The organism is Novipirellula galeiformis (assembly GCF_007860095.1).
GTDB classification, from domain to species: domain Bacteria; phylum Planctomycetota; class Planctomycetia; order Pirellulales; family Pirellulaceae; genus Novipirellula; species Novipirellula galeiformis.
In genome coordinates, this window is the sequence record NZ_SJPT01000001.1 from 1,123,110 (window position 1) to 1,141,484 (window position 18,375).

At 56.1% G+C, this 18,375-nt stretch carries 17 protein-coding genes; 15 read left to right on the top strand and 2 right to left on the bottom strand.

Translation table 11 applies throughout. From position 1 onward, the window contains the following. Positions 1–43 precede the first annotated feature (43 nt). The 11 genes from Pla52o_RS04050 (at position 44) to Pla52o_RS04100 (ending at position 11,915) form a co-directional block, all read left to right on the top strand. Positions 44–505, top strand: coding sequence for a type II secretion system protein (locus tag Pla52o_RS04050; RefSeq protein ID WP_231612063.1), 462 nt, complete (start codon positions 44–46; stop codon positions 503–505). Further along, entirely contained in the window at positions 505–1,569 is a 1,065-nt protein-coding gene (locus Pla52o_RS04055) for a prepilin-type cleavage/methylation domain-containing protein (RefSeq protein WP_146593261.1), read from the top strand. The genes Pla52o_RS04050 and Pla52o_RS04055 overlap by 1 nt, the downstream gene beginning before the upstream one ends. Continuing rightward, positions 1,566–3,230, top strand: a complete 1,665-nt coding sequence (locus tag Pla52o_RS04060) for a type II secretion system protein GspK (RefSeq protein WP_146593262.1) — start codon at positions 1,566–1,568, stop codon at positions 3,228–3,230. Before Pla52o_RS04055 ends, Pla52o_RS04060 begins: the two co-directional genes overlap by 4 nt. A gap of 13 nt (positions 3,231–3,243) precedes the next feature. Then, a complete protein-coding gene (gene pilM, locus Pla52o_RS04065; protein ID WP_146593263.1) occupies positions 3,244–4,866 on the top strand; it encodes a type IV pilus biogenesis protein PilM in 1,623 nt (540 codons plus the stop codon). After that, entirely contained in the window at positions 4,863–6,086 is a 1,224-nt protein-coding gene (locus Pla52o_RS04070) for a cadherin repeat domain-containing protein (RefSeq protein ID WP_146593264.1), read from the top strand. The genes pilM and Pla52o_RS04070 overlap by 4 nt, the downstream gene beginning before the upstream one ends. Continuing rightward, positions 6,086–6,850, top strand: a complete 765-nt coding sequence (locus Pla52o_RS04075) for an ABC transporter ATP-binding protein (RefSeq protein WP_146593551.1) — start codon at positions 6,086–6,088, stop codon at positions 6,848–6,850. The genes Pla52o_RS04070 and Pla52o_RS04075 overlap by 1 nt, the downstream gene beginning before the upstream one ends. Further along, positions 6,847–7,644: an ABC transporter permease gene (locus Pla52o_RS04080; RefSeq protein ID WP_231612064.1), complete on the top strand. Its 798-nt coding sequence runs from the start codon at positions 6,847–6,849 to the stop codon at positions 7,642–7,644. Before Pla52o_RS04075 ends, Pla52o_RS04080 begins: the two co-directional genes overlap by 4 nt. A gap of 235 nt (positions 7,645–7,879) precedes the next feature. Further along, complete coding sequence (locus Pla52o_RS04085; RefSeq protein ID WP_231612065.1) at positions 7,880–9,001, top strand: NAD(P) transhydrogenase subunit alpha; 1,122 nt, start codon at positions 7,880–7,882, stop codon at positions 8,999–9,001. A gap of 13 nt (positions 9,002–9,014) precedes the next feature. Further along, complete coding sequence (locus Pla52o_RS04090) at positions 9,015–9,320, top strand: NAD(P) transhydrogenase subunit alpha (RefSeq protein WP_231612066.1); 306 nt, start codon at positions 9,015–9,017, stop codon at positions 9,318–9,320. Between the two features lie 13 nt (positions 9,321–9,333). Continuing rightward, positions 9,334–10,740, top strand: a complete 1,407-nt coding sequence (locus tag Pla52o_RS04095; RefSeq protein ID WP_146593266.1) for an NAD(P)(+) transhydrogenase (Re/Si-specific) subunit beta — start codon at positions 9,334–9,336, stop codon at positions 10,738–10,740. A 155-nt stretch (positions 10,741–10,895) separates the two neighbouring features. Beyond that, positions 10,896–11,915: an ABC transporter substrate-binding protein gene (locus tag Pla52o_RS04100; RefSeq protein WP_146593267.1), complete on the top strand. Its 1,020-nt coding sequence runs from the start codon at positions 10,896–10,898 to the stop codon at positions 11,913–11,915. A 194-nt stretch (positions 11,916–12,109) separates the two neighbouring features. Here the strand turns inward: Pla52o_RS04100 and Pla52o_RS04105 are convergent, their stop codons facing one another. Continuing rightward, entirely contained in the window at positions 12,110–12,937 is an 828-nt protein-coding gene (locus Pla52o_RS04105; protein WP_146593268.1) for a protein kinase domain-containing protein, read from the bottom strand. 399 nt (positions 12,938–13,336) lie between these two features. On the opposite strand from Pla52o_RS04105, the gene Pla52o_RS04110 reads away from it, so the two are divergent. Continuing rightward, complete coding sequence (locus Pla52o_RS04110; RefSeq protein ID WP_231612067.1) at positions 13,337–14,416, top strand: substrate-binding domain-containing protein; 1,080 nt, start codon at positions 13,337–13,339, stop codon at positions 14,414–14,416. A 129-nt stretch (positions 14,417–14,545) separates the two neighbouring features. Further along, positions 14,546–14,821 carry a hypothetical protein gene (locus Pla52o_RS04115; protein WP_231612068.1) on the top strand — a complete coding sequence of 92 codons (276 nt, stop codon included), beginning with the start codon at positions 14,546–14,548 and terminating at the stop codon, positions 14,819–14,821. A 196-nt stretch (positions 14,822–15,017) separates the two neighbouring features. On the opposite strand, the gene Pla52o_RS04120 is transcribed toward Pla52o_RS04115, so the two are convergent. Continuing rightward, positions 15,018–16,736, bottom strand: a complete 1,719-nt coding sequence (locus tag Pla52o_RS04120) for an NADPH-dependent assimilatory sulfite reductase hemoprotein subunit (RefSeq protein WP_146593269.1) — start codon at positions 16,734–16,736, stop codon at positions 15,018–15,020. Positions 16,737–16,907: 171 nt separating this feature from the next. Here Pla52o_RS04120 and folD point away from each other — a divergent pair, with 171 nt between their 5' ends. Beyond that, complete coding sequence (gene folD / locus Pla52o_RS04125; RefSeq protein ID WP_146593270.1) at positions 16,908–17,810, top strand: bifunctional methylenetetrahydrofolate dehydrogenase/methenyltetrahydrofolate cyclohydrolase FolD; 903 nt, start codon at positions 16,908–16,910, stop codon at positions 17,808–17,810. A 254-nt stretch (positions 17,811–18,064) separates the two neighbouring features. Continuing rightward, entirely contained in the window at positions 18,065–18,301 is a 237-nt protein-coding gene (locus Pla52o_RS04130; protein ID WP_146593271.1) for a hypothetical protein, read from the top strand. Positions 18,302–18,375: the final 74 nt, after the last annotated feature.

Genomic DNA, 18,375 nt, shown 5'->3' on the forward strand with positions numbered 1-18,375 from the left:
GGACGCACCTGGGCACTCGGACGCACCGAAAAAAGGCACAGGATTGTTGAAACGCAGAGGGTTTTCGCTGCTGGAAATTCTGCTTTCGATCGCGATTCTCGGCGGCTCGTTGGCGGTTTTAAGCCAGTTGGCGTTGACCGGAACCGATGCGGCTCGCGAAGCACGCGAGTTATCGATGGCACAAATGATCTGTCAAACGAAGCTATCGGAGATCCTACTTCAGAATGTCTCCCCGCAAAGCGTTCCGAACTCCTCCGTGGAATCAAGCGACAGCGGTTCGATGGTACCGTTTTTCTACTCCGTCGATGTTCAACCTGCGTCGTTGGACGGCTTGTTGGCGGTACGTGTGACGGTCGAGGCGAGCGATCCCGATGGAGGCCCTGCTCTGGCGACCTACTCGTTAACGCGATGGATGATCGATCCCGCGCTAGGGCTCGAAGCAGCCGAGGCCGCCGAGCAAGCCGCCAAAGATGCCGAAGCATCCACTTCTCAGGAGGCGGGGTGATGAATCAACGTCGCGTTTTGAATTCGAATCTCGCTGGCCGCCAAATTTGGCCGCCCTCACGGGCCAAGTCGGCCAAGCACGCGACCGCCTCGGGCTTCACGCTGCTAGAGTTGATCTTAACTCTGTCGCTTTCGGTTGTTTTGATGATGTTGATCGGCGGTGCGTTTCAATTCTACGCCGACACCATGAACACACGTGACATGGATGTTCGCCAAGTACAACTTGCCAGAGCGGTGCTGCAAATGATTGAAGATGATTTGCGCTGCACTTCGCATCCTCAGCCCATTGATTCGGCGGCCCTAGAAACGTTGCTGGTTTCGATGGCTTCTCAGAGTGTCGCCGGAGCAAGTGGTGCCGGAAACGCGGCCGCAGGCGAAGATCTTTCTGCAGCCGGCATTGCGAGTGGAGAGGACGCGATGGTCGATGACGCGGCGAGCGGGGTGACAGCCGATGCCACGCTTGATTTACAACTTGGTGGATCGGTGCTGCAGCGACCGGGGTTGATTGGCAACCAATATCAAATCCAAATCGACTTGAGCCGGTTGCCGCGTTTGGAGGAGTACACGGTCATGATGGACGCTTCGACGGCGACCCTGGATGACATCCCCAGCGATCTGAAGACGGTGACGTACTTTGTTCAGGATGCCGGAGTCATCGGCGGGGTGACCGATGTTTTCGCAGACCAAAATACGGCGGCGATGGAGGCCGCCGGAGGGCTTGTGCGTCGATCGCTCGATCGCGCGGCAACGGTGTATGCCGTCGACAGCGGCGCGATCTCGACTTTGAACCAAACCGGTGAGCTACTTGCTCCGGAGATTATCAGTATCGAGTTTGGCTACTGGGACGGCTTGATGTGGTTGACCCAGTGGAGCAGCGATGAAATGGGTGAGTTGCCCGCGGCCGTGCAAGTGCGGTTGACCATGAATGATCCCACGATCGCGGCCGCAAACGAATCGGGGATGTCCACTACCAGTGCGATTCGCACGTTCACGCATGTCGTTCGTTTGCCGCTGAGCCGACCGGTGGAACAAGCCGAGACCGAGTTGGCGGAGGTGGGGCTATGAACGCTGTGTTTGAATCGCGTCAATCCCGACGCCGTCTCGCTAAACGTCCTCGCGGCGGCTTCTTTTTGGTGCTGGTGCTCGTCGTCGTTGCTGTGGCAACCATGGCGGTCTATTCGTTTACCGAGTTGATGGTGGCCTATGATGATTCAGCCAACCTGTCGGGCGACTTGGTCCAAGCGCGCGTGAATGTGGAATCCGGTGTCGATACGATTCGGTTGCTGTTATCGCAACCGCCGAGCACACGTGTCGATTACGGGGGTGTCTTCAACAATCCTTCGATGTTCCAAGCGATCACCGTCTCTGCGGGAGTGGATGGAGTGACGCCCGCGAACTTCACCGTCGTCGCACCTGGGTTGACCGAGACGGGAACCTTAGGCGGGATTCGATTTGGGCTTCAAAATGAGTCCGCGCGTTTGAACATCAACACTTTGACAGTGCTCGAAAAAAACTCCGACCTGTTGGTTCCCTCGTTGGCGCTGACCGGCGCCGATACGGAGGAGGTGGATGCGGAAAACTTGGCCGTTTCGCTGTTAATGGCATTGCCGGGAATGACGTTGGAGGTTGCCGATGCGATTCTCGATTGGCTCGACGAGGATGACGAAATGCGGCCTTCGGGCGCCGAGCTTGACTATTACATGACGCTGCCGACGCCCTACTCGCCCAGCAACGGACCGATCCAAAGCGTCGAAGAATTACTGTTGGTACGCGGCGTCACCCCGACGCTGTTGTTCGGTGCCGACGCGAATCGCAATGGGGTGCTCGATGCGGACGAGCAACAACGTTACGGCATTAGCATCGATTCGCCCGGAGCATTGGGTTGGGCGGCTTACTTGACGGTCTACGGCGCCGAAGGGAACAAGACTCGCGATGGCTTGCCCCGCGTCAACGTCAACAACGATGACTTGGAAGTGCTTTACGAACAGCTCTCCGAAGCGTTGGGCAACGACCTCTACGCGACCTATATCATGGCCTATCGCCTCTACGGCGTTTCCTCCGTTGCAGCGATCAACCGTGATGGCAACAGCGGTGCTGGTAATGCGAAATCGGCGGGAATGTGGACGGCAGACATGTTCGAGAAGCTCGATTTGAGTGCCGGTGGGGGAACGAAAGTCAACCAAATCCTCGATTTGATTGGATCCAAGGTGACGATTGGAAGCGGGGACAACCAGCAAAGCTACACCTCGCCGCTGGCCGAGGATCCGATTTCGATGGCGCTCTATCTGCCTCTGTTGATGGACATTTTGACGACGCAGGAGGTCGACTCGCTGCCCGGGCGGATTAATCTCAATGAGTGCCCGGCGGAACTGCTGTATGGAATTCCTCTGCTCGATGAAGAGACTGCTCAAGCCTTAATCGAAGCACGGTCAAACGACTCGGATGACCCTAATCGCGAGTTTGCGACCTGGCCGATGGTCGAAGGAATCTTGACGCTCGAGCAAATGAGAACCTTGATGCCGTTATTGACCGGAGGGGGCGATGTGTTTCGTGCTCAATTGGTCGGATATTTCGAGCAATCCGGGATTTCGAGTCGCAGCGAAGTTATTATTGATGCAACGAGTGTGAACCCCAAAATAATCTCCTGGAACGAACTCAGCCATCTGGGACGCGGCTTCGATCTGTCCGTGTTGGGCCAGCGATCGGCCATCCTCTCCAGCGAATGACGCCAAAATAAATATGCCTAAAAAGTTAGCTATCGATTGGGACGAAACGGAGCTGCGTTTCGTTGCGGCTCAGTGCACCGGGACGCAAGTCACGATCACCGATGCCGCAGTCATTCCAATGCTGCCCTCGGGGATCTTTGAGACGCTGCGCAAAGCGATCTCCGAGCATGGTCTCGAGAAAACGGAAACCTTGGTCGCAATCGGACGTGGCAAAGCGGAATTGCGCGAGTTGCAATTCCCGCCCGTGCCCGACGAAGAGTTACCGGATATCGTTCGCTTTCAAGCGATTCGCACGTTCGCCTCAGCTGGCGAAAGTGCAACGATCGACTACCTCGTTACCCATCGCACTTCGGCCAATGTGAACGCCATCGTGGCCGCCGTGGCTCCCCCCAAATTAGAAGAGGTCAAAGAGGTCTGTGCCGCTGCCTCGTTGCCGGTCAATCGAATTACCCTACGTCCTCTGTCCGCTGCGGCGTTCTTTCTCACCCGTTCCAACGCATTGGCAACCGAGGGCGATGTCGTCTTAATCGATCTGCTTTCGCATGACGCTGAGATTGTGGTGTCGCGCGACAACAAGGTGATCTTTGTGCGTACCGTGCGGATGCCGACGGACGCATCGGCGCGGCCAAGAGCACTCGTTAATGAACTCAAACGAAGCTTGTTGGCGTGTGGTAGCAAGTCGCCTGAGAAAATTGTGTTGTGGGGCCGAGAAGCGGTTCACCGCAGTGATGTTGCCCTCCTTTCCGAAGCGATCGACACGCCGGTGGAAGTCGCCAACCCCTTTGATTTGGTCGACGTCGATGCGAAGCTCAAATCGCAGTTGCCTGATCATGTCGGACGTCTCGCCCCCTTGGTAGGCTTGTTGGTTTGTGATGAAACTCATGCGGGACGTCTGATTGACTTTTTACATCCGCGCGAGCGAGTCGAAGAAAAAAAGGACCACCGACGCACTGCGTTGTTTGTCGGAGTGCCCGTGGCCGCGGTCCTGCTATTGGGCTACTTCGGTTATCACAAGCTGAGTAAGCTTGACGCCGAAATCGAGCGGCTTAGCAAAGCCAACGCGGCAATGAAAATGCCTGTGGAGGAAGCGGAGCAATTCATTGCCGAAACCGAAAAAGTAGACCAGTTTCTTGACGCCGATGCGATTTGGATTGACGAGATTCGCACGCTGGCAACGAAGCTGCCCCCAGCCGAAGAAGTGATCTTAAAGTCGATCGTGGCGACCAGCGATATTCGATCGGGCGTGAGCACGGTCGTGCTCAGCGGTTCGGCCACCCACCCCAGTGTGATCGAGAAACTCGAAGCGTCGATTCGAGATGAAAATCATAGCGTCACCAGCGAAGGTGCCAGCGAGCAAGACGCCAAAAACGCCTATCGCTGGGTCTTTACCGAGAAAATAGCCATCCCGCCGCACTACGCTCGCGTCCAACGTTATGCGGGGATCGAAGCCGCATTGGCCGCCACTGAAGCGGCGTCCGAAGATCCGATGGAAAACGCTGCGGAGGATACGGTGGAGGATTCCGATCCGGCTTCGAAGCCAGCGGCTCTCGAATCGAATATTCCCAAGGAATCAGATATCCCCAATGAATCGGATGCCGAGACGTCCGTGGTCCCCTCGGCCGAGGTGCAATCATGAACCAACGCGAACGTTTCTTGGCGATTGCGATCGCAGGTCTTGTAGGGGTGGTTGCCATTCAATGGGGGCTCAGTCGATACCAAACCGCCCTGCGCAGCCGGACCACGCGGATCGCCGCTTTGCAGAACGAGAAGCTCAAACTCGAAGACCGCTTGCTCGATGGCGCGTATGCCGACCGTCAATTGGGTGAGTACTTGTCGCGATCGTTGCCCGGCGATCCCGAGCGAGCACATAGCGATTACCAAAGTTGGTTGCTCGACGCGGTTGAGCAAAATGGGGTAACCAACCCGCGAGTCAATCGCACAAACATGCTTCCGGTGGGCGACCTTTATCAACGGCTTTCTTATAGCATTGATGGGCGAACCGATCTGCCGAAATTGATTGACTTTTTGCACGCGTTTTATGCCAAAGATTATTTGCATCGAATGAGTAAGCTTGCAATCACACCGGCGCGTGACGAAGCGAGTCGTTTTGATGTGAAGATCAGTGTCGATGTGATTGCACTTTCCGCAGCGGCCGAGAATGCCAAGGCACCGCAGGGGACATCGTGGCGCGTCGAACCGCTTGTCGCTGCCTATCGCGAACCGATTTTGAACCGCAACTTTTTCGAGCCTCCCAACAAGGCGCCCCAATTCACGGGCAAGCCGGTGGTCGATGCGGTTGTCGGCAAAGAATCGACCACCCCGCTGACCTTCAAGGACCCCGAAGGGCACAAGCTTCGCTTTGAGCTGATCGAATCATCACCCGACTTTGTGCGGCTCGATGAGACGACCGGGACGCTGACGCTCAACTCCGACACGAAGCAAGAGTTTGAAGTCCAGGTGCGCGTGACCGATGACGGCTATCCCAACCGGACCACGGAGCAGAAATTGTTGGTCAAAGTGGGCGATCCGCCCCCGCCGCCGGAACCGCCCGCGGTGAAACCGATGTTTGATGACTCGACGCAGACGGTGTTGACCGCATTGGTCCAAGGACGCGACGATTGGACGGCATGGATGAATGTTCGCACCAAGGGTAAAACACTCAAATTGCGGGTCGATGACGAGTTCGAGATCGGTAGCCTCAAAGGAAAAGTGATTGAGGTGACTCCCCGATTTGTGTTGCTTGAGATCGATGGCCGCCAATTTGAACTGAAACCCGCCGGGGTGCTCTCGGACGCAGCCAAGCGATCCGAATCGACCCCAGCTGAACCTTCCTCAGCTGAACCGACAATCGAGTGATGACCGTTTTGAGCTCGCATGCCTCCGCCATCCGGTGCGACAACGTGACCGTCGAGTTCGACGACGGCACGCGCGCGGTGGACCGGATCGATGCCGAGTTTCCAGCCGGGAAAATCACCTCGCTGATTGGCCCGAGCGGCTGTGGGAAAACGACGTTGCTGCGATTGATCGCGGGGCTTCAACGGCCGACGTCGGGCGGTGTGCGTTTGGATCCTCCCGCAGCCCAACCTGCGGGAGAGGTTGCGTTTGTGTTCCAGCAACCCTCCCTGCTCCCTTGGCGAGACGCGTTAGGGAATGTCTTGTTGCCGCTCGAACTAGTGTCACGCGACACGGGGGCACAGCAGCGAGAGAGAGCGGCGGCGGTGTTGCAGACGGTGGGGCTGGGCGATGCCATGGGCCGGATGCCGCATGAGCTTTCCGGAGGGATGAAAATGCGGGTTTCGCTGGCCCGGGCCCTGGTCACCGAGCCTCGCGTTTTGCTGATGGACGAGCCGTTTGCGGCGCTCGACGACATGTTACGCAACGCACTCGGGCAACTGTTGTTACAACTTTGGAGTGATTTCTCGCTGACCGTCGTGATGGTGACTCACAATATCGCGGAGTCCTGTTTGTTGTCCCATCAAATCCAAGTCATGCAACAGGGCTCGATCGCACAGATGATTGAGAACCCATTGCCGTGGCCCCGCAACGCAGCCCTTCGTCGTACGGCGGAGTTTGGAATGTTTTATGGGGTGATTAGTGATTCGTTGAGGGAGCCATCGTGAACGGTTTCCGCTGCTGGAAAACGATGAGCTCCACTGCGGCGCCTATTGTCGTAGGCGTTTTGATCCTAGTTGCGCTATGGAAGGGGGTGATTGGGTTCTTTGAATTGCCTCCGATTCTATTGCCGGCACCGCGTCAAGTTTTGGCAACCGCGTTCGAGGAAAGAGAATCGCTAGTTCGTGGGACGTGGGTTACGGGGGTGGCGGCGACGGTGGGGTTGTTTACGGCGGTCGTGTTAGGATCGGTAGTCGCCGTTGCTTTTAGTCTATCGATGGCGATTCGCAAGGCGTTCTTTCCCTACGTGGTGTTCTTGCAAACCGTTCCCATCGTCGCGATTGCGCCGCTGCTGATTACGTGGAGCGGTTATCAATTTCGCACCGTCGTGATCGTGACCGTGATCGTTTGCTTGTTTCCGATCGTCAATAGTGTGACCGAGGGATTGCTGGCGATGCAGCGAGATTTGAACGATCTGTTCCGTTTGTACGGTGCATCGAGAATTCAGCGACTGTTGAAGTTGCAACTGCCAACGGCGATTCCCTATTTAGTGCTCGGTACGAAAACGAGTAGCGGACTTGCTGTGATTGGGGCTATCGTTGCCGAGTTTTTTGTCGGCAACGGCTCGAATTACGACGGGCTCGGAACGCTGATGACGGGATGGCAAGGGTTTCAACGAACCGACGCGCTGATCGCGGCAATCTTTGCCTCCACGATGTTAGGGTTATTGCTTTTCGGAGTCGTCAATCTACTATCGGCAACCGTGTTGCGTCGTTGGACGTCCGGCGATCGGGATCGCTAACGACTTCATTCGCTCTGCTTTTCATGCGCCGTCGGTTCGCTTACGCTTTGATGTGGTTGCGACTTGATGGTCCTGTGTCAATTGCTTGGAGCGTGATCGGTCCGATCCAACGCTTGGTTCGGACTGTGAGGCTGAATAAAGCCCATCAGCGATCGAACGTAGACAAATCGAACGTAGACAAATCGAACGTAGACAAATCGAAGATTCGAAAACGGGGAACATAATGCGAATCGGGGTGCCCAAGGAAACTTGGCCGGGTGAGTTGCGGACGGCGCTGGTGCCAGCCAACGCTAAGAAGCTCATCCGAGCTGGCTTTGAAATTGTTGCCGAGTCCGGTTTGGGGCAAGGAGCGGGATTTAGTGACCATGACTACACCGAGGCGGGGGTCAAATTACAATCCAATCACCAATCGGTTGTCGCCGATGCGGACTTGGTCTTGCGTGTTCGTAAGCCCTCGGCGTCGGAAGTCGGCTGGCTCCGACGAGGAGCGATTCAGGTTAGTTTTTTGGATCCGTTCAATGAACGCGCGCTCGTAGACGCCTTGGCCGAGCAAGGGGTCACGGCCATTTCGATGGAAATGATCCCGCGAAGCACGCGCGCTCAAAAAATGGATGCACTCTCCTCTCAGGACAATTTGGCTGGCTACGTCACCGTGATCCAAGCGGCCTATCACAGCATCAAAGCGTTTCCGATGATGATGACTCCGTCGGGCACGATTCGCCCCTGCCGAGTGTTTGTGATCGGCGTGGGGGTTGCGGGATTGCAAGCGATCGCGACGGCGAAGCGACTCGGGGCCCGCGTCGAAGCGTTCGACACGCGTCCTGTGACGGCCGAGCAAGTTCGCTCGTTGGGGGCGAAGTTTGTTGAGATCGATTTGGGCGAAGTGGGGCAAACCGAGCAAGGCTACGCCAAGGCGCTGACGGAAGAACAAATTGCGTTGCAGAAAGAAGGCCAGAAGAAGGTGATCGCCGAGTCGGATGTGGTCATCACGACCGCGAAATTGTTCGGCCGCCCCGCACCCCGCATCGTCTCGCGAGATATGCTCGAGGCGATGCAACCGGGCAGCGTGGTCGTCGACATGGCGGTCGAAACCGGGGGCAACGTCGAGGGGGCAGTTCTCGATCAAGTCACCGAGATCGGTGGCGTGAAGGTGATCGGGCAAGGTAACTTGCCGTCGCAGGTTAGCCGCAATGCGAGTGAAATGTACTCCAATAATCTGGTGAATTTAATCGAAGAGTTTTGGGACGTTGACAACAAGCAAATGGTGTTGGATCCCGAGGACGAAATCATCCGTTTGGCGGTCATCACGCGAGCCGGTGAAATCGTCAACGAAACGATCCGAAATCTAAACACGTAAGTGAGGACCCATCATGGGAATGGAAGCGGTTTATCTCGGTTTTGTTTTAATGCTGTCGATTTTCTTGGGATTTGAATTGATTTCAAAGGTCCCTGCGACGCTGCACACTCCGCTGATGTCCGGTGCAAACGCGATCTCCGGAATCACCGTCGTCGGTGCGATCACCTCGGCCGGAGCCGGGATGGGCGATTGGGCGACATGGCTCGGTGCGATCGCCGTCTTTTTTGCGATGGTCAACGTCGTCGGTGGGTATATGGTTACCGATCGAATGCTCAGCATGTTCAAGAAAAAAGAAACACCCGCAAACGACCGAGTTTGAAAAAAGGCGATTCATGAGTTCGGAACTGATTGGCGTGGTCTACATCTTCGCCGCAATATTGTTTGTTTTTGGTCTGAAATTGTTGAGCTCGCCAGCCACGGCGGTGCGCGGCAATTTGATTTCCGCCGTCGCGATGTTGATTGCGATTCTGATTACGCTGGCCTCTAGTGACATCATCGATTACCGCTGGATCGCCGGCGCTGCGATCGCCGGAACGATCGTCGGCGCGATCGCAGCCCGTCGTGTCGCCATGACCGGGATGCCGGAAATGGTGGCGTTGTTCAATGGTTCGGGCGGGATTGCCAGTTTGTTGGTCGGTTGGGCGGCGCTGTACATGCACGACGGCGATGGAATCATGTCCGTCGCCTCCGGTCCCGAAGCCTCGGCAATCTCGCCCTTCACCATGATCACGGTGCTCGTGTCGATCCTGATCGGGGGAATCACCTTTTCCGGCAGTCTGGTCGCGTGGGGCAAGTTATCGGAAACCATTCGTAGCGGTGCGATGGCGCTGCCAGGCCAGCGATTCCTCAGTTTATTCAATCTGTTTGCCTTGCTCGCGTGTAGTGTGTTGATCTTCATGCAGCCCGCATGGACGCTGCCGTTGATCATCGCCGTGATCGTCTTGTCCTTGGTCTTGGGCGTGATGGCCGTGATGCCGATCGGTGGTGCCGACATGCCGGTCGTGATCTCGCTGCTGAATAGCTATTCCGGTTTGGCCGCCTGTGCCGCAGGATTGGCGATCGACAATTCCATTTTGATTGTGGCGGGATCCTTGGTCGGTGCCGCCGGGATTATTCTGACGAACATCATGTGCAAAGCGATGAATCGCTCGCTTAGTAATGTTTTGTTCTCTGGTTTCGCGGCGACCACTCAAGCGACGAAGGTCGAGGGCGAGGTCAAGCCGATTTCTGCAGATGACGCTTACCTGATCCTTGAAGCCGCCTCGTCGGTCGTGATGGTGCCGGGCTACGGTATGGCGGTTGCCCAAGCGCAGCATGTGGTGCGAGAATTGGGGGAACTGCTCGAAGCCAATGGGGCCGAAGTCAGTTACGCGATCCATCCGGTGGCCGGCCGAATGCCAGGTCACATGAACGTCTTGTTAGCCGAAGCGAATGTGCCGTACGACCAATTGGTCGAAATGGATGATATCAACCGGCGGATTGAAAACGTCGACGTCGCCGTCGTGATCGGAGCCAACGATGTCGTCAATCCAGCGGCTCGTGAAGACGAGAACAGTCCGATCTATGGCATGCCGATCATCAATGTCGATCACGCACGCACCGTGTTCGTGCTCAAGCGATCGATGGCATCAGGGTTTTCCGGGGTCGATAATCCATTGTTCTTCGGCGAGAACACGCGGATGTTGTTCGGTGACGCGAAGCAGTCGTTGTCCACCGTGATTGCACAGTTTAAGAACTGAGCCTATCGTGGGCCGACCCGACGCAAAGTAAGTCATTGGACGTAGTGGATCTTGCCAAAGATCCTTCACGAGGGATCTTTGGCAAGATCCACTACTGAAGGGTCTGCGTCACTCATTGGTTTATCGACCCTCCGAGCCATACGGCGAAAACTTTTATGACATCCAATCGCCCCCTTCCGATGCTGCGGTCCATTTCGTTCCTGGTCGGCTGTGTCATTGTCGCCGGTTGTGGATCCTCAGATTCATCCACCAACACCACGCCGGTTGCTGTGGCCGACGCGCAGGCTTTAAAGCCTGTGGCGGTTCAGCTGAATTGGTTTCCTGAATCCGAACATGGCGGTTTGTATCAAGCCGCAGCCGATCAAACGTTCCTATCACACGGGATGAATGTTGAGATTCGCCCCGGCGGACGACAAAGTCCTGTGGCGCCCGAATTGGTTCTCGGGCGGGGCCAGTTTGCGATGGCCAACGCGGATGATGTTGTTTTATTTCGCAACCAAGGAGCCGATATCGTGGCTGTTTTGGCAGCGATGCAGAACCATCCACGTTGTATTTTGGTTCGCGAAGATAGCGGCGTGAAACGCTTCGAAGACTTGGCAGGCAAGACGCTCCAGCGCCAAGGAGGCCGTGCATTTCTTGAATTCATGCGATCCAAAGGCTTGCTTGATCAAGTCAAAGAGGTGCCCTATCACGGCAGCGTCTCGGCATTGGTGACGGACCCAGATGTCGCGATTCAGGCCTACTCGTTCGCTGAACCGCTGCTAGCGGAGCAGCAGGGCGTGAAGGTTCGCAAGCTGATGCTTAGCGAACTCGGTTGGAACCCCTACTCAAGTGTCCTGATCACCACCGGTGACATGGTTCGCAACCAACCTGAGCTGGTTCAGGATTTTGTCGATGCTACCCGCGCAGGCTGGCAACATTACTTGTCCGATCCGCAATTAGGAAACGAGGCCATTTTAAAAGCGAACCAGCACGGGATGACCATCGAGGCGCTGCAGTTCGGGCATCAAGAACTCAAAACACTCGCGTTGCCTGAGGGGATGTCGAGCAAATCGATTGGCCAGATGACGGATGAGCGTTGGCACACGTTGGTGTCGCAAATGGTCGAGCTAGGGCTCGTCGATGGCGACAAAGTCCGCGCCGACGATTGCTATACGATGCAGTTTCTGAAATAAAATCGTTTCTAAGCAGTTAGGCAGGAATGATTGGGTGAAATCCCATTAGCCGCTTGGGCGTTAGCCCCGCTTGAACCGCTTGAACCGTGGCTAACGCCAAAACGGCTAATCTACGGAAAAGACTCCTGCCTACCTGCTTAGCGGAATGAAATCGGGGGATGTCACCCTCGCTGACGCGATTTGAAGTTGCGATTTTACGCCGCTCGACGGCGACGTTTTTCCGGTTCGATGTGGCAGCCGAGACTTTCGATTTCAAGACGCAATAATTGTCGTGCAACATCGCTTGCGGTGGGGCGATCGTGAGATTGGGGCGAGATCATCCGCTCTACCAATTCCGCGACGGGAGAAAGCAACAAGTCGCTGGCGGTTTCAACGCGTGTCAGCCATTGCCAAAGAATGCGTCCGAGCGAAAAGATGTCCGACGCAGGTAACGCCACCATCTTGTCGGAGAGAGTTTCCGGCGCGGTGTATTCGGGGGTGCCACGGAACAGTCGTTTCGACGAGGTGTGCACTCGCTCTGCAAATCCAAGGTCGATCAAGGTCACATGTCCTGTCGCCCCGACCATCACATTGAGCGGTTTCACATCGCCATGGACCCAGCCCTTCGCATGCAGTGCCTCGAGCGCCTGAGCCACTTGGCGAACCAACCAAAGGCCCACTGGTAACGGTTTTCGGGGGACTTGTTTTAAATGATCGTGCATCGTCAGGGCGTCCAGTCGTGGCATCACCAAAAACGGGGACTCCCCCGAATCGGACGCGTCCAAGACGGCGATGAGATTGGGGTGAAGGACCTCGGTCGCACAGGCCGTAAACTGCTGGATTTGTCGTAGCGATTCGATCGTGTTGTCACCGACCCCGCGGCGGACGATGTAGTCCCAACGCGGGCTGCCCAGTGCGTCGGCCGGTTGCGCATGAGCCAGTTCTGCCATCTCGCCTTGATGAATGACCTTCCCTAATCGCCAAATCCCCAGGATCGCGCCGCGCGAGTGAGCCGAATGTGACTCGGAGCCATTTGGATTCATAAGTGAAACTTTCGACACAGCAAGTTTCCCACCAACGTGATGAACAAAAGGGCGACACCTCTGGGGGGACGCCGAGACCGAAACGCGCCGAGCGTGATCGGCGCGTTCCACCGTTTGAGCATCGACCAACGGGCCTTGCTAGGTCGAACCGCTATATTCGGAACGTCAGAAGTCGCCAGGATTGCCTAACCGGACTGATCGTCTTTCTCTGCGTGATCGGAAGGGTTGTCCCCCGTTAATGCGTAGTAGTCCTCGGCTCTGAGTTCCGCTGGGGGGATTCGCCGAGGGTTTTGGCGGCCGAACGCTCACGTCGCGTGAAGATGGCAACGAGGGCTCAGCCTGCGTTATGATAAAGCGGCGATCCTTCCATTTCGATTCAAGTTTTCGATAGGTGTTGATGTGCGATCTTTTGCTTTAATGCTTGGCATGTTGCTGATGGCGGGATGTGGGCCTTCGCAGGAAACAAAGACCGATTCCCCATCGTCGGGGGCGGCTTCGGTCCAAACCCAAGGCTCAGGGCGTTTCCCTTTAGCCGCTGGCCAATACACCGTGCTGGGGATTTTGACCGATAACCAAGACAACAGCAAAGCGAAAGAGAACGCCGAAGCGGCGTTGGTAACGCATCCCGATGTGGCCTGTTTTGTCGGGCTCTGGAACATCAACACTCCGATGATCTTGGCGGCACTTCGCAGCAGCGATGCGACCGGTAAAGTCAAAGTGGTCGGGTTTGATGAACACCAAGAAACGCTCGCCGGGATTCGCGAAGGGACCGTGGTGGGCACGATCGTCCAACAACCTTATGACTTCGGGTATCGCAGTGTCCAATGGCTGACGTCGTTAGCAAAGGGCAAACCCGTCGATGTGCCCGATTCGGGATCCATTTACATCCCTCACGATACGATCACTGCCGAGAACGTCCAAGAATTTTCGGATCGCATTAACGCAATCAAGGCAGGCAACGGCCCTCAGCTATCGCCCGAATCGGATCTCGATGGCAACGGCGTGCACGTTGCATTTATTAGTAACAGTATCGATCCGTTCTGGACGCTAGCCGAATTTGGTTGCAATAAAGCGGCTGCACAATTCGGCTGTAAAGTGGACGTCCAAATGCCATCGACCGGCTCGATCGAAGAGCAGAAGCGTTACCTCGAAACCAACGCCGCGAATAAGTTGGATGGAGTCGCGATCAGCCCGATCGATCCTGCCAACCAAGTCGGGATGATTAACGAGGCATGTGATGCGATGACGGTGATTTGCCAAGATAGCGATGCGCCAACCTCGAAACGCAAATTCTACCTCGGGACCAGCAACTACATGGCGGGACGTGCGGCAGCGAAATTGATCAAGCAGGCCGTTCCCGATGGGGGCAAGGTGATGTTGTTTGTCGGGAAAATGGAGGTCCTTAATGCCCAAGAGCGAAGTCAGGGGATTATCGATGAGTTGTCCGATAAACCCGTGCCTGGGATCTTCCTACAATAGCCTCCGCCGCCCGACGTCTCCGGCGGCGAACGCTTGCCCAATCGCTACAACCCGATAGAGCGGGACGAACCGGCGTAAATCAAGCGAAGAATCCTTGAGACGCCACGAGCGGATACCGATTTTGTTTCGATGAGTGATGTAAGTTTCGGAAAGGATGAAGCGATTTATCCTTTCCGACGATTCTCCGATCACGACCAAGGTTCGCCCATGTCATCGATTCATCCCGCCGTCGCAAATGTGCTAAACGCTCGCAATGATGCGACGCAACAGAAAGTGCAGATGGCCGTGCTTGCCAAGGGGATGGCCGTTCAGCAGCAAACCGGCGATGCGATCAACGCCATGCTTGAACAAGCCCAGCAGGTTCAAACGCAAATCGCCAGCGGACATCTCGACGTCCGCGTCTAACGCGAACTCTCTAGCGGTCACGCTGCCGCTATCTTGTTAGCGGCACGCCGAGGGGCTGTCCGGCTTCCGTGTGTAAAGCGTTGGGACGCCCTTCCCGAAAATCTCGCTTGCAGGCTCGATTTTCGACCCTGCCCAGCGTTGCTGGGCGGGTAAAGCATGTGGTTGCTACGGCTTAACTAAAAGCCGCGCCACCAAGTTAGGGGCGAGGCGCGGCCGCGGCTAGCACTTCCAAATCGTCGCGGCCCACTCGGGTACAAAATGTGCCCAGCGATTCGCCGTCGAGACGATTCGACTTGTAAGCCGAGAAGATCCCGATCAACTCATCCGCGACATCGGCATCCTTTACCAAGTCCTTGTAGATGTACGCCATGCGGTCGCCAACCCAGCCACCACCGGCAAACAAGGTGTACTTGTCCTTGGCTTTTCCAACGAGCGCCAAGTCGGCGTTGTAAGGCCGCGCACATCCGTTGGGGCAACCGGTCATGCGAAGCGTAAAACGCTCTTTGTCCAGCCCGAGTTTTGCCAGCGGTTGTTCAATCGAATCGATGATGCTTGGCAGACGTCGTTCGCTTTCGGTGATTGCCAATCCACACGTGGGAAGGGCAACACAAGCTATCGACCAGCGACGGACCGTGCTGATATCTTCGGTTAACGTCGCTCGGTGTTTGCGAATGATCCCAATCAGTTTCTCTCGGTCACCTTCTTCGATATCGGTGAAGATGATGCTTTGATTGGTGGTCATACGAAGATCGGTTTTGAACTCGTTGCAGACCGCGCGGATCGTCGCTTTGAGCTGATGTTTTTCGTTGTCGTACAAACGGCCATTTTCAATGTTCAAGCCGTACGACCATTTGCCGTCGCCTTGTTCTTGCCAACCCATGTGGTCATCGACTTCGTGCACATCATCTTCGGTGCAATCTTTGAGCGGCTCGCCGAAGTACTCTTCGACCTTGGCTCGGAACTTGTCCATGCCCCAATCGGCAATCAAGTACTTCATCCGCGCGATTTTGCGGTCTTCGCGATTTCCATGGTCACGTTGAACCTTGACCACCGCGACGGCCACGTCGACAGCCTGTTCCGGGGTGCAGAACGCCATTCGTTTGGCGATTGCCGGGAAGGTCTTCTTGGCCGAAGGAGTAGTGCCCATGCCGCCACCGACCAACACGTTGTAGCCGATGATCTTGCCGTCACGCACAACGGCGAGGAAGCCGAGGTCTTGGGCATAGATGTCGATACAGTTGTCATCGGGAAGGGCGATGCCGACTTTGAATTTACGAGGCAAGTAAGTCGGACCGTAAAGAGGTTCGACGACTTCGCCGCTACCGCCACCTTCGAGAGTGGTTTCGCCACTCTCAGGATCGCTCACCCACAATTCGTGATAAGCGGGAGTCTGCGGTGCGAGGGCAACGACGAGCGCGTCGGTCAGGATTTGCATGTCGCGATGCACTTCATCGGTGCGTTTCGCAGGACAGCAAACGACGTTGCGATTGACGTCGCCACAGGCCGCGAGTGTCGAGAGTTGGATCTCGTTGATGCGATTGATTGTCTTTTGCAGATCGCTTTTTAACACACCATGAAGCTGCAGCGTTTGTCGCGTGGTGATCTTCAAGGTGGAGTTTCCGAGCTCGTCGCAAAGATCCAACTGAGCGAGCATCTGATCCGACGTGATGCGGCCGCCTGGGATCCGACAACGGACCATCATTGAAAATGCCTTGCCGCCACCGGTCTTCTTGGCCGCTAAGCGAACGTCACGGTCGTCCTGTTGATAGGTGCCGTGGAATTTCAGCAGTTGCAGATTGTCTTTGTTGAATTGGTCCGTGCTTTCGCTCAATTCGACGTCAATGGTGCCCTTGAGGAAATTGCTTTCTTCTTTGATCGCTTCGTTGGCGCTAAGTTTGGGAGTGTCGGTAGACATCGAGACTCGAATCCTGTGAGATTTCGTTTTTCTGATTAGAGGTGCATCAGTCGGTGGGCTTTTGCACCTCAGTGGGGTTCCGCAAGCTCTTGCGGTTTGGAGATACTATAACGATGAGACCGAAATGCCACTATGGCGATCAATTTGACTCTTTTTCCTGAGAGAAACTGTATGACGGCGGAAATACTCGACGGCAAGCGGATTGCTGCAGAGATTCGTGAGGAAGTAGCCCAAGCGGTTAAGAAGCTTCAACTTGAGCTTACTCGCAAAGTCGTCCCTTGTCTCGCAGCCGTACTGGTGGGTGAAGACCCCGCCAGTCAGGTGTATGTGCGTAACAAGCAACGCGCTTGCGAGAAAGCGGGGATCGAGGGACGGACGCACCGATTGCCTGCGGACACCAGCCAGACGCAGTTGCTCGAATTGATTGGTCAGTTGAACGAGGACGTTTCGGTTAACGGAATTTTGGTTCAGTTACCGTTACCATCCGCAGGCAATGGTGGAGCGGGATTCGACGAGCGCGCGGTCCTCGATGCGGTTGACCCCCTGAAGGACGTTGACGCATTTTCACCCGTGAACGTCGGGCTTTTGATGCAGGGGCGGCCACGTTTTTTGCCCTGCACGCCTCACGGAATCGTGCAACTTTTGCATCGCTGTAACATTTCCGTTGCCGGAAAACATGTCGTCGTCGTTGGACGCAGCGACATTGTCGGCAAGCCCATGGCGATGATGTTGGCGCAGCGCGACGGAAGTTGTGGCCGCGAAGTCGCCAATGCCACCGTCACGATCGCCCACAGCCGCACGGCCAACCTAGCCGAAGTTTGCCAGTCCGCAGACTGTTTGATCGCGGCCGTTGGCGTTCCCGAAATGATCAAGGGCAACATGGTCAAACCTGGTGCCGTGGTGATTGATGTCGGAATCAACCGCGTCGGTGACAAGTTGGTTGGTGACGTCGCGTTCGCCGAAGCAGCGGAAGTCGCCTCGGCGATCACGCCGGTTCCCGGCGGCGTCGGCCCGCTGACGATCGCGATGCTGCTACACAACACCGTGCTGGCGACGCGTCTGCAACATGTGTGAGACGATAAACCGCACCCGCGTCAGGGTTAAATGACATCACTCAGAGAGCCGAACGGAGGCGGAGATACAACGCGAATTTCCCCTGGCTGCATACCAATTTCACAGCGAATTCGAGCTGTTGCGAGGCAGCCGCTTCTCGCTGGGCACGGCCCGTTCGCCGATCACGCTGGTGGTGAAAGCGGATACTGCGGTTTTATAGATCGATGGATAGATCATTATCCCATCGGGCTTGTCCGCTTGAACGATCGACGATCATGAAGTCGGCTTCAGCGACCGCGTCCCACGAGATCGTTGGTGCTGGATTACTCGAGGCAAGCGTGGCACCCTCCACGAGGGTGATCGCGGAGGCGATTTACGGTGGATACGATCCCCGTTTCGCTCGTCGCCGCAAACTCTCCCTACGCTGGGACCGTGTACCGCTGAACCCGCGTGCTGAGATCGCCCAGTGCTTTGAACCGAATATTGATGTTCGTCACATTTGGATGGATTAGCTCGATGTCATAAGCCGCACGGTCTCGGATTGTTGGATCTGAATGCTGTGGTCTTACTTACCACTGATCCACCG

Excerpts from the sequence above, each read along its gene's own strand:
- Pla52o_RS04060 (WP_146593262.1), top strand. The coding sequence starts at position 1,566 with ATGAACGCTGTGTTTGAATCGCGTCAATCCCGACGCCGTCTCGCTAAA.
- Pla52o_RS04055 (WP_146593261.1), top strand. The coding sequence starts at position 505 with ATGAATCAACGTCGCGTTTTGAATTCGAATCTCGCTGGCCGCCAAATT.
- folD (WP_146593270.1), top strand. The coding sequence starts at position 16,908 with ATGACGGCGGAAATACTCGACGGCAAGCGGATTGCTGCAGAGATTCGT.
- Pla52o_RS04090 (WP_231612066.1), top strand. The coding sequence starts at position 9,015 with ATGGGAATGGAAGCGGTTTATCTCGGTTTTGTTTTAATGCTGTCGATT.
- Pla52o_RS04075 (WP_146593551.1), top strand. The coding sequence starts at position 6,086 with ATGACCGTTTTGAGCTCGCATGCCTCCGCCATCCGGTGCGACAACGTG.
- Pla52o_RS04105 (WP_146593268.1), bottom strand. The coding sequence starts at position 12,937 with ATGAATCCAAATGGCTCCGAGTCACATTCGGCTCACTCGCGCGGCGCG.
- Pla52o_RS04100 (WP_146593267.1), top strand. The coding sequence starts at position 10,896 with ATGACATCCAATCGCCCCCTTCCGATGCTGCGGTCCATTTCGTTCCTG.
- pilM (WP_146593263.1), top strand. The coding sequence starts at position 3,244 with ATGCCTAAAAAGTTAGCTATCGATTGGGACGAAACGGAGCTGCGTTTC.
- Pla52o_RS04130 (WP_146593271.1), top strand. The coding sequence starts at position 18,065 with ATGAAGTCGGCTTCAGCGACCGCGTCCCACGAGATCGTTGGTGCTGGA.
- Pla52o_RS04070 (WP_146593264.1), top strand. The coding sequence starts at position 4,863 with ATGAACCAACGCGAACGTTTCTTGGCGATTGCGATCGCAGGTCTTGTA.
- Pla52o_RS04120 (WP_146593269.1), bottom strand. The coding sequence starts at position 16,736 with ATGTCTACCGACACTCCCAAACTTAGCGCCAACGAAGCGATCAAAGAA.
- Pla52o_RS04115 (WP_231612068.1), top strand. The coding sequence starts at position 14,546 with ATGAGTGATGTAAGTTTCGGAAAGGATGAAGCGATTTATCCTTTCCGA.
- Pla52o_RS04095 (WP_146593266.1), top strand. The coding sequence starts at position 9,334 with ATGAGTTCGGAACTGATTGGCGTGGTCTACATCTTCGCCGCAATATTG.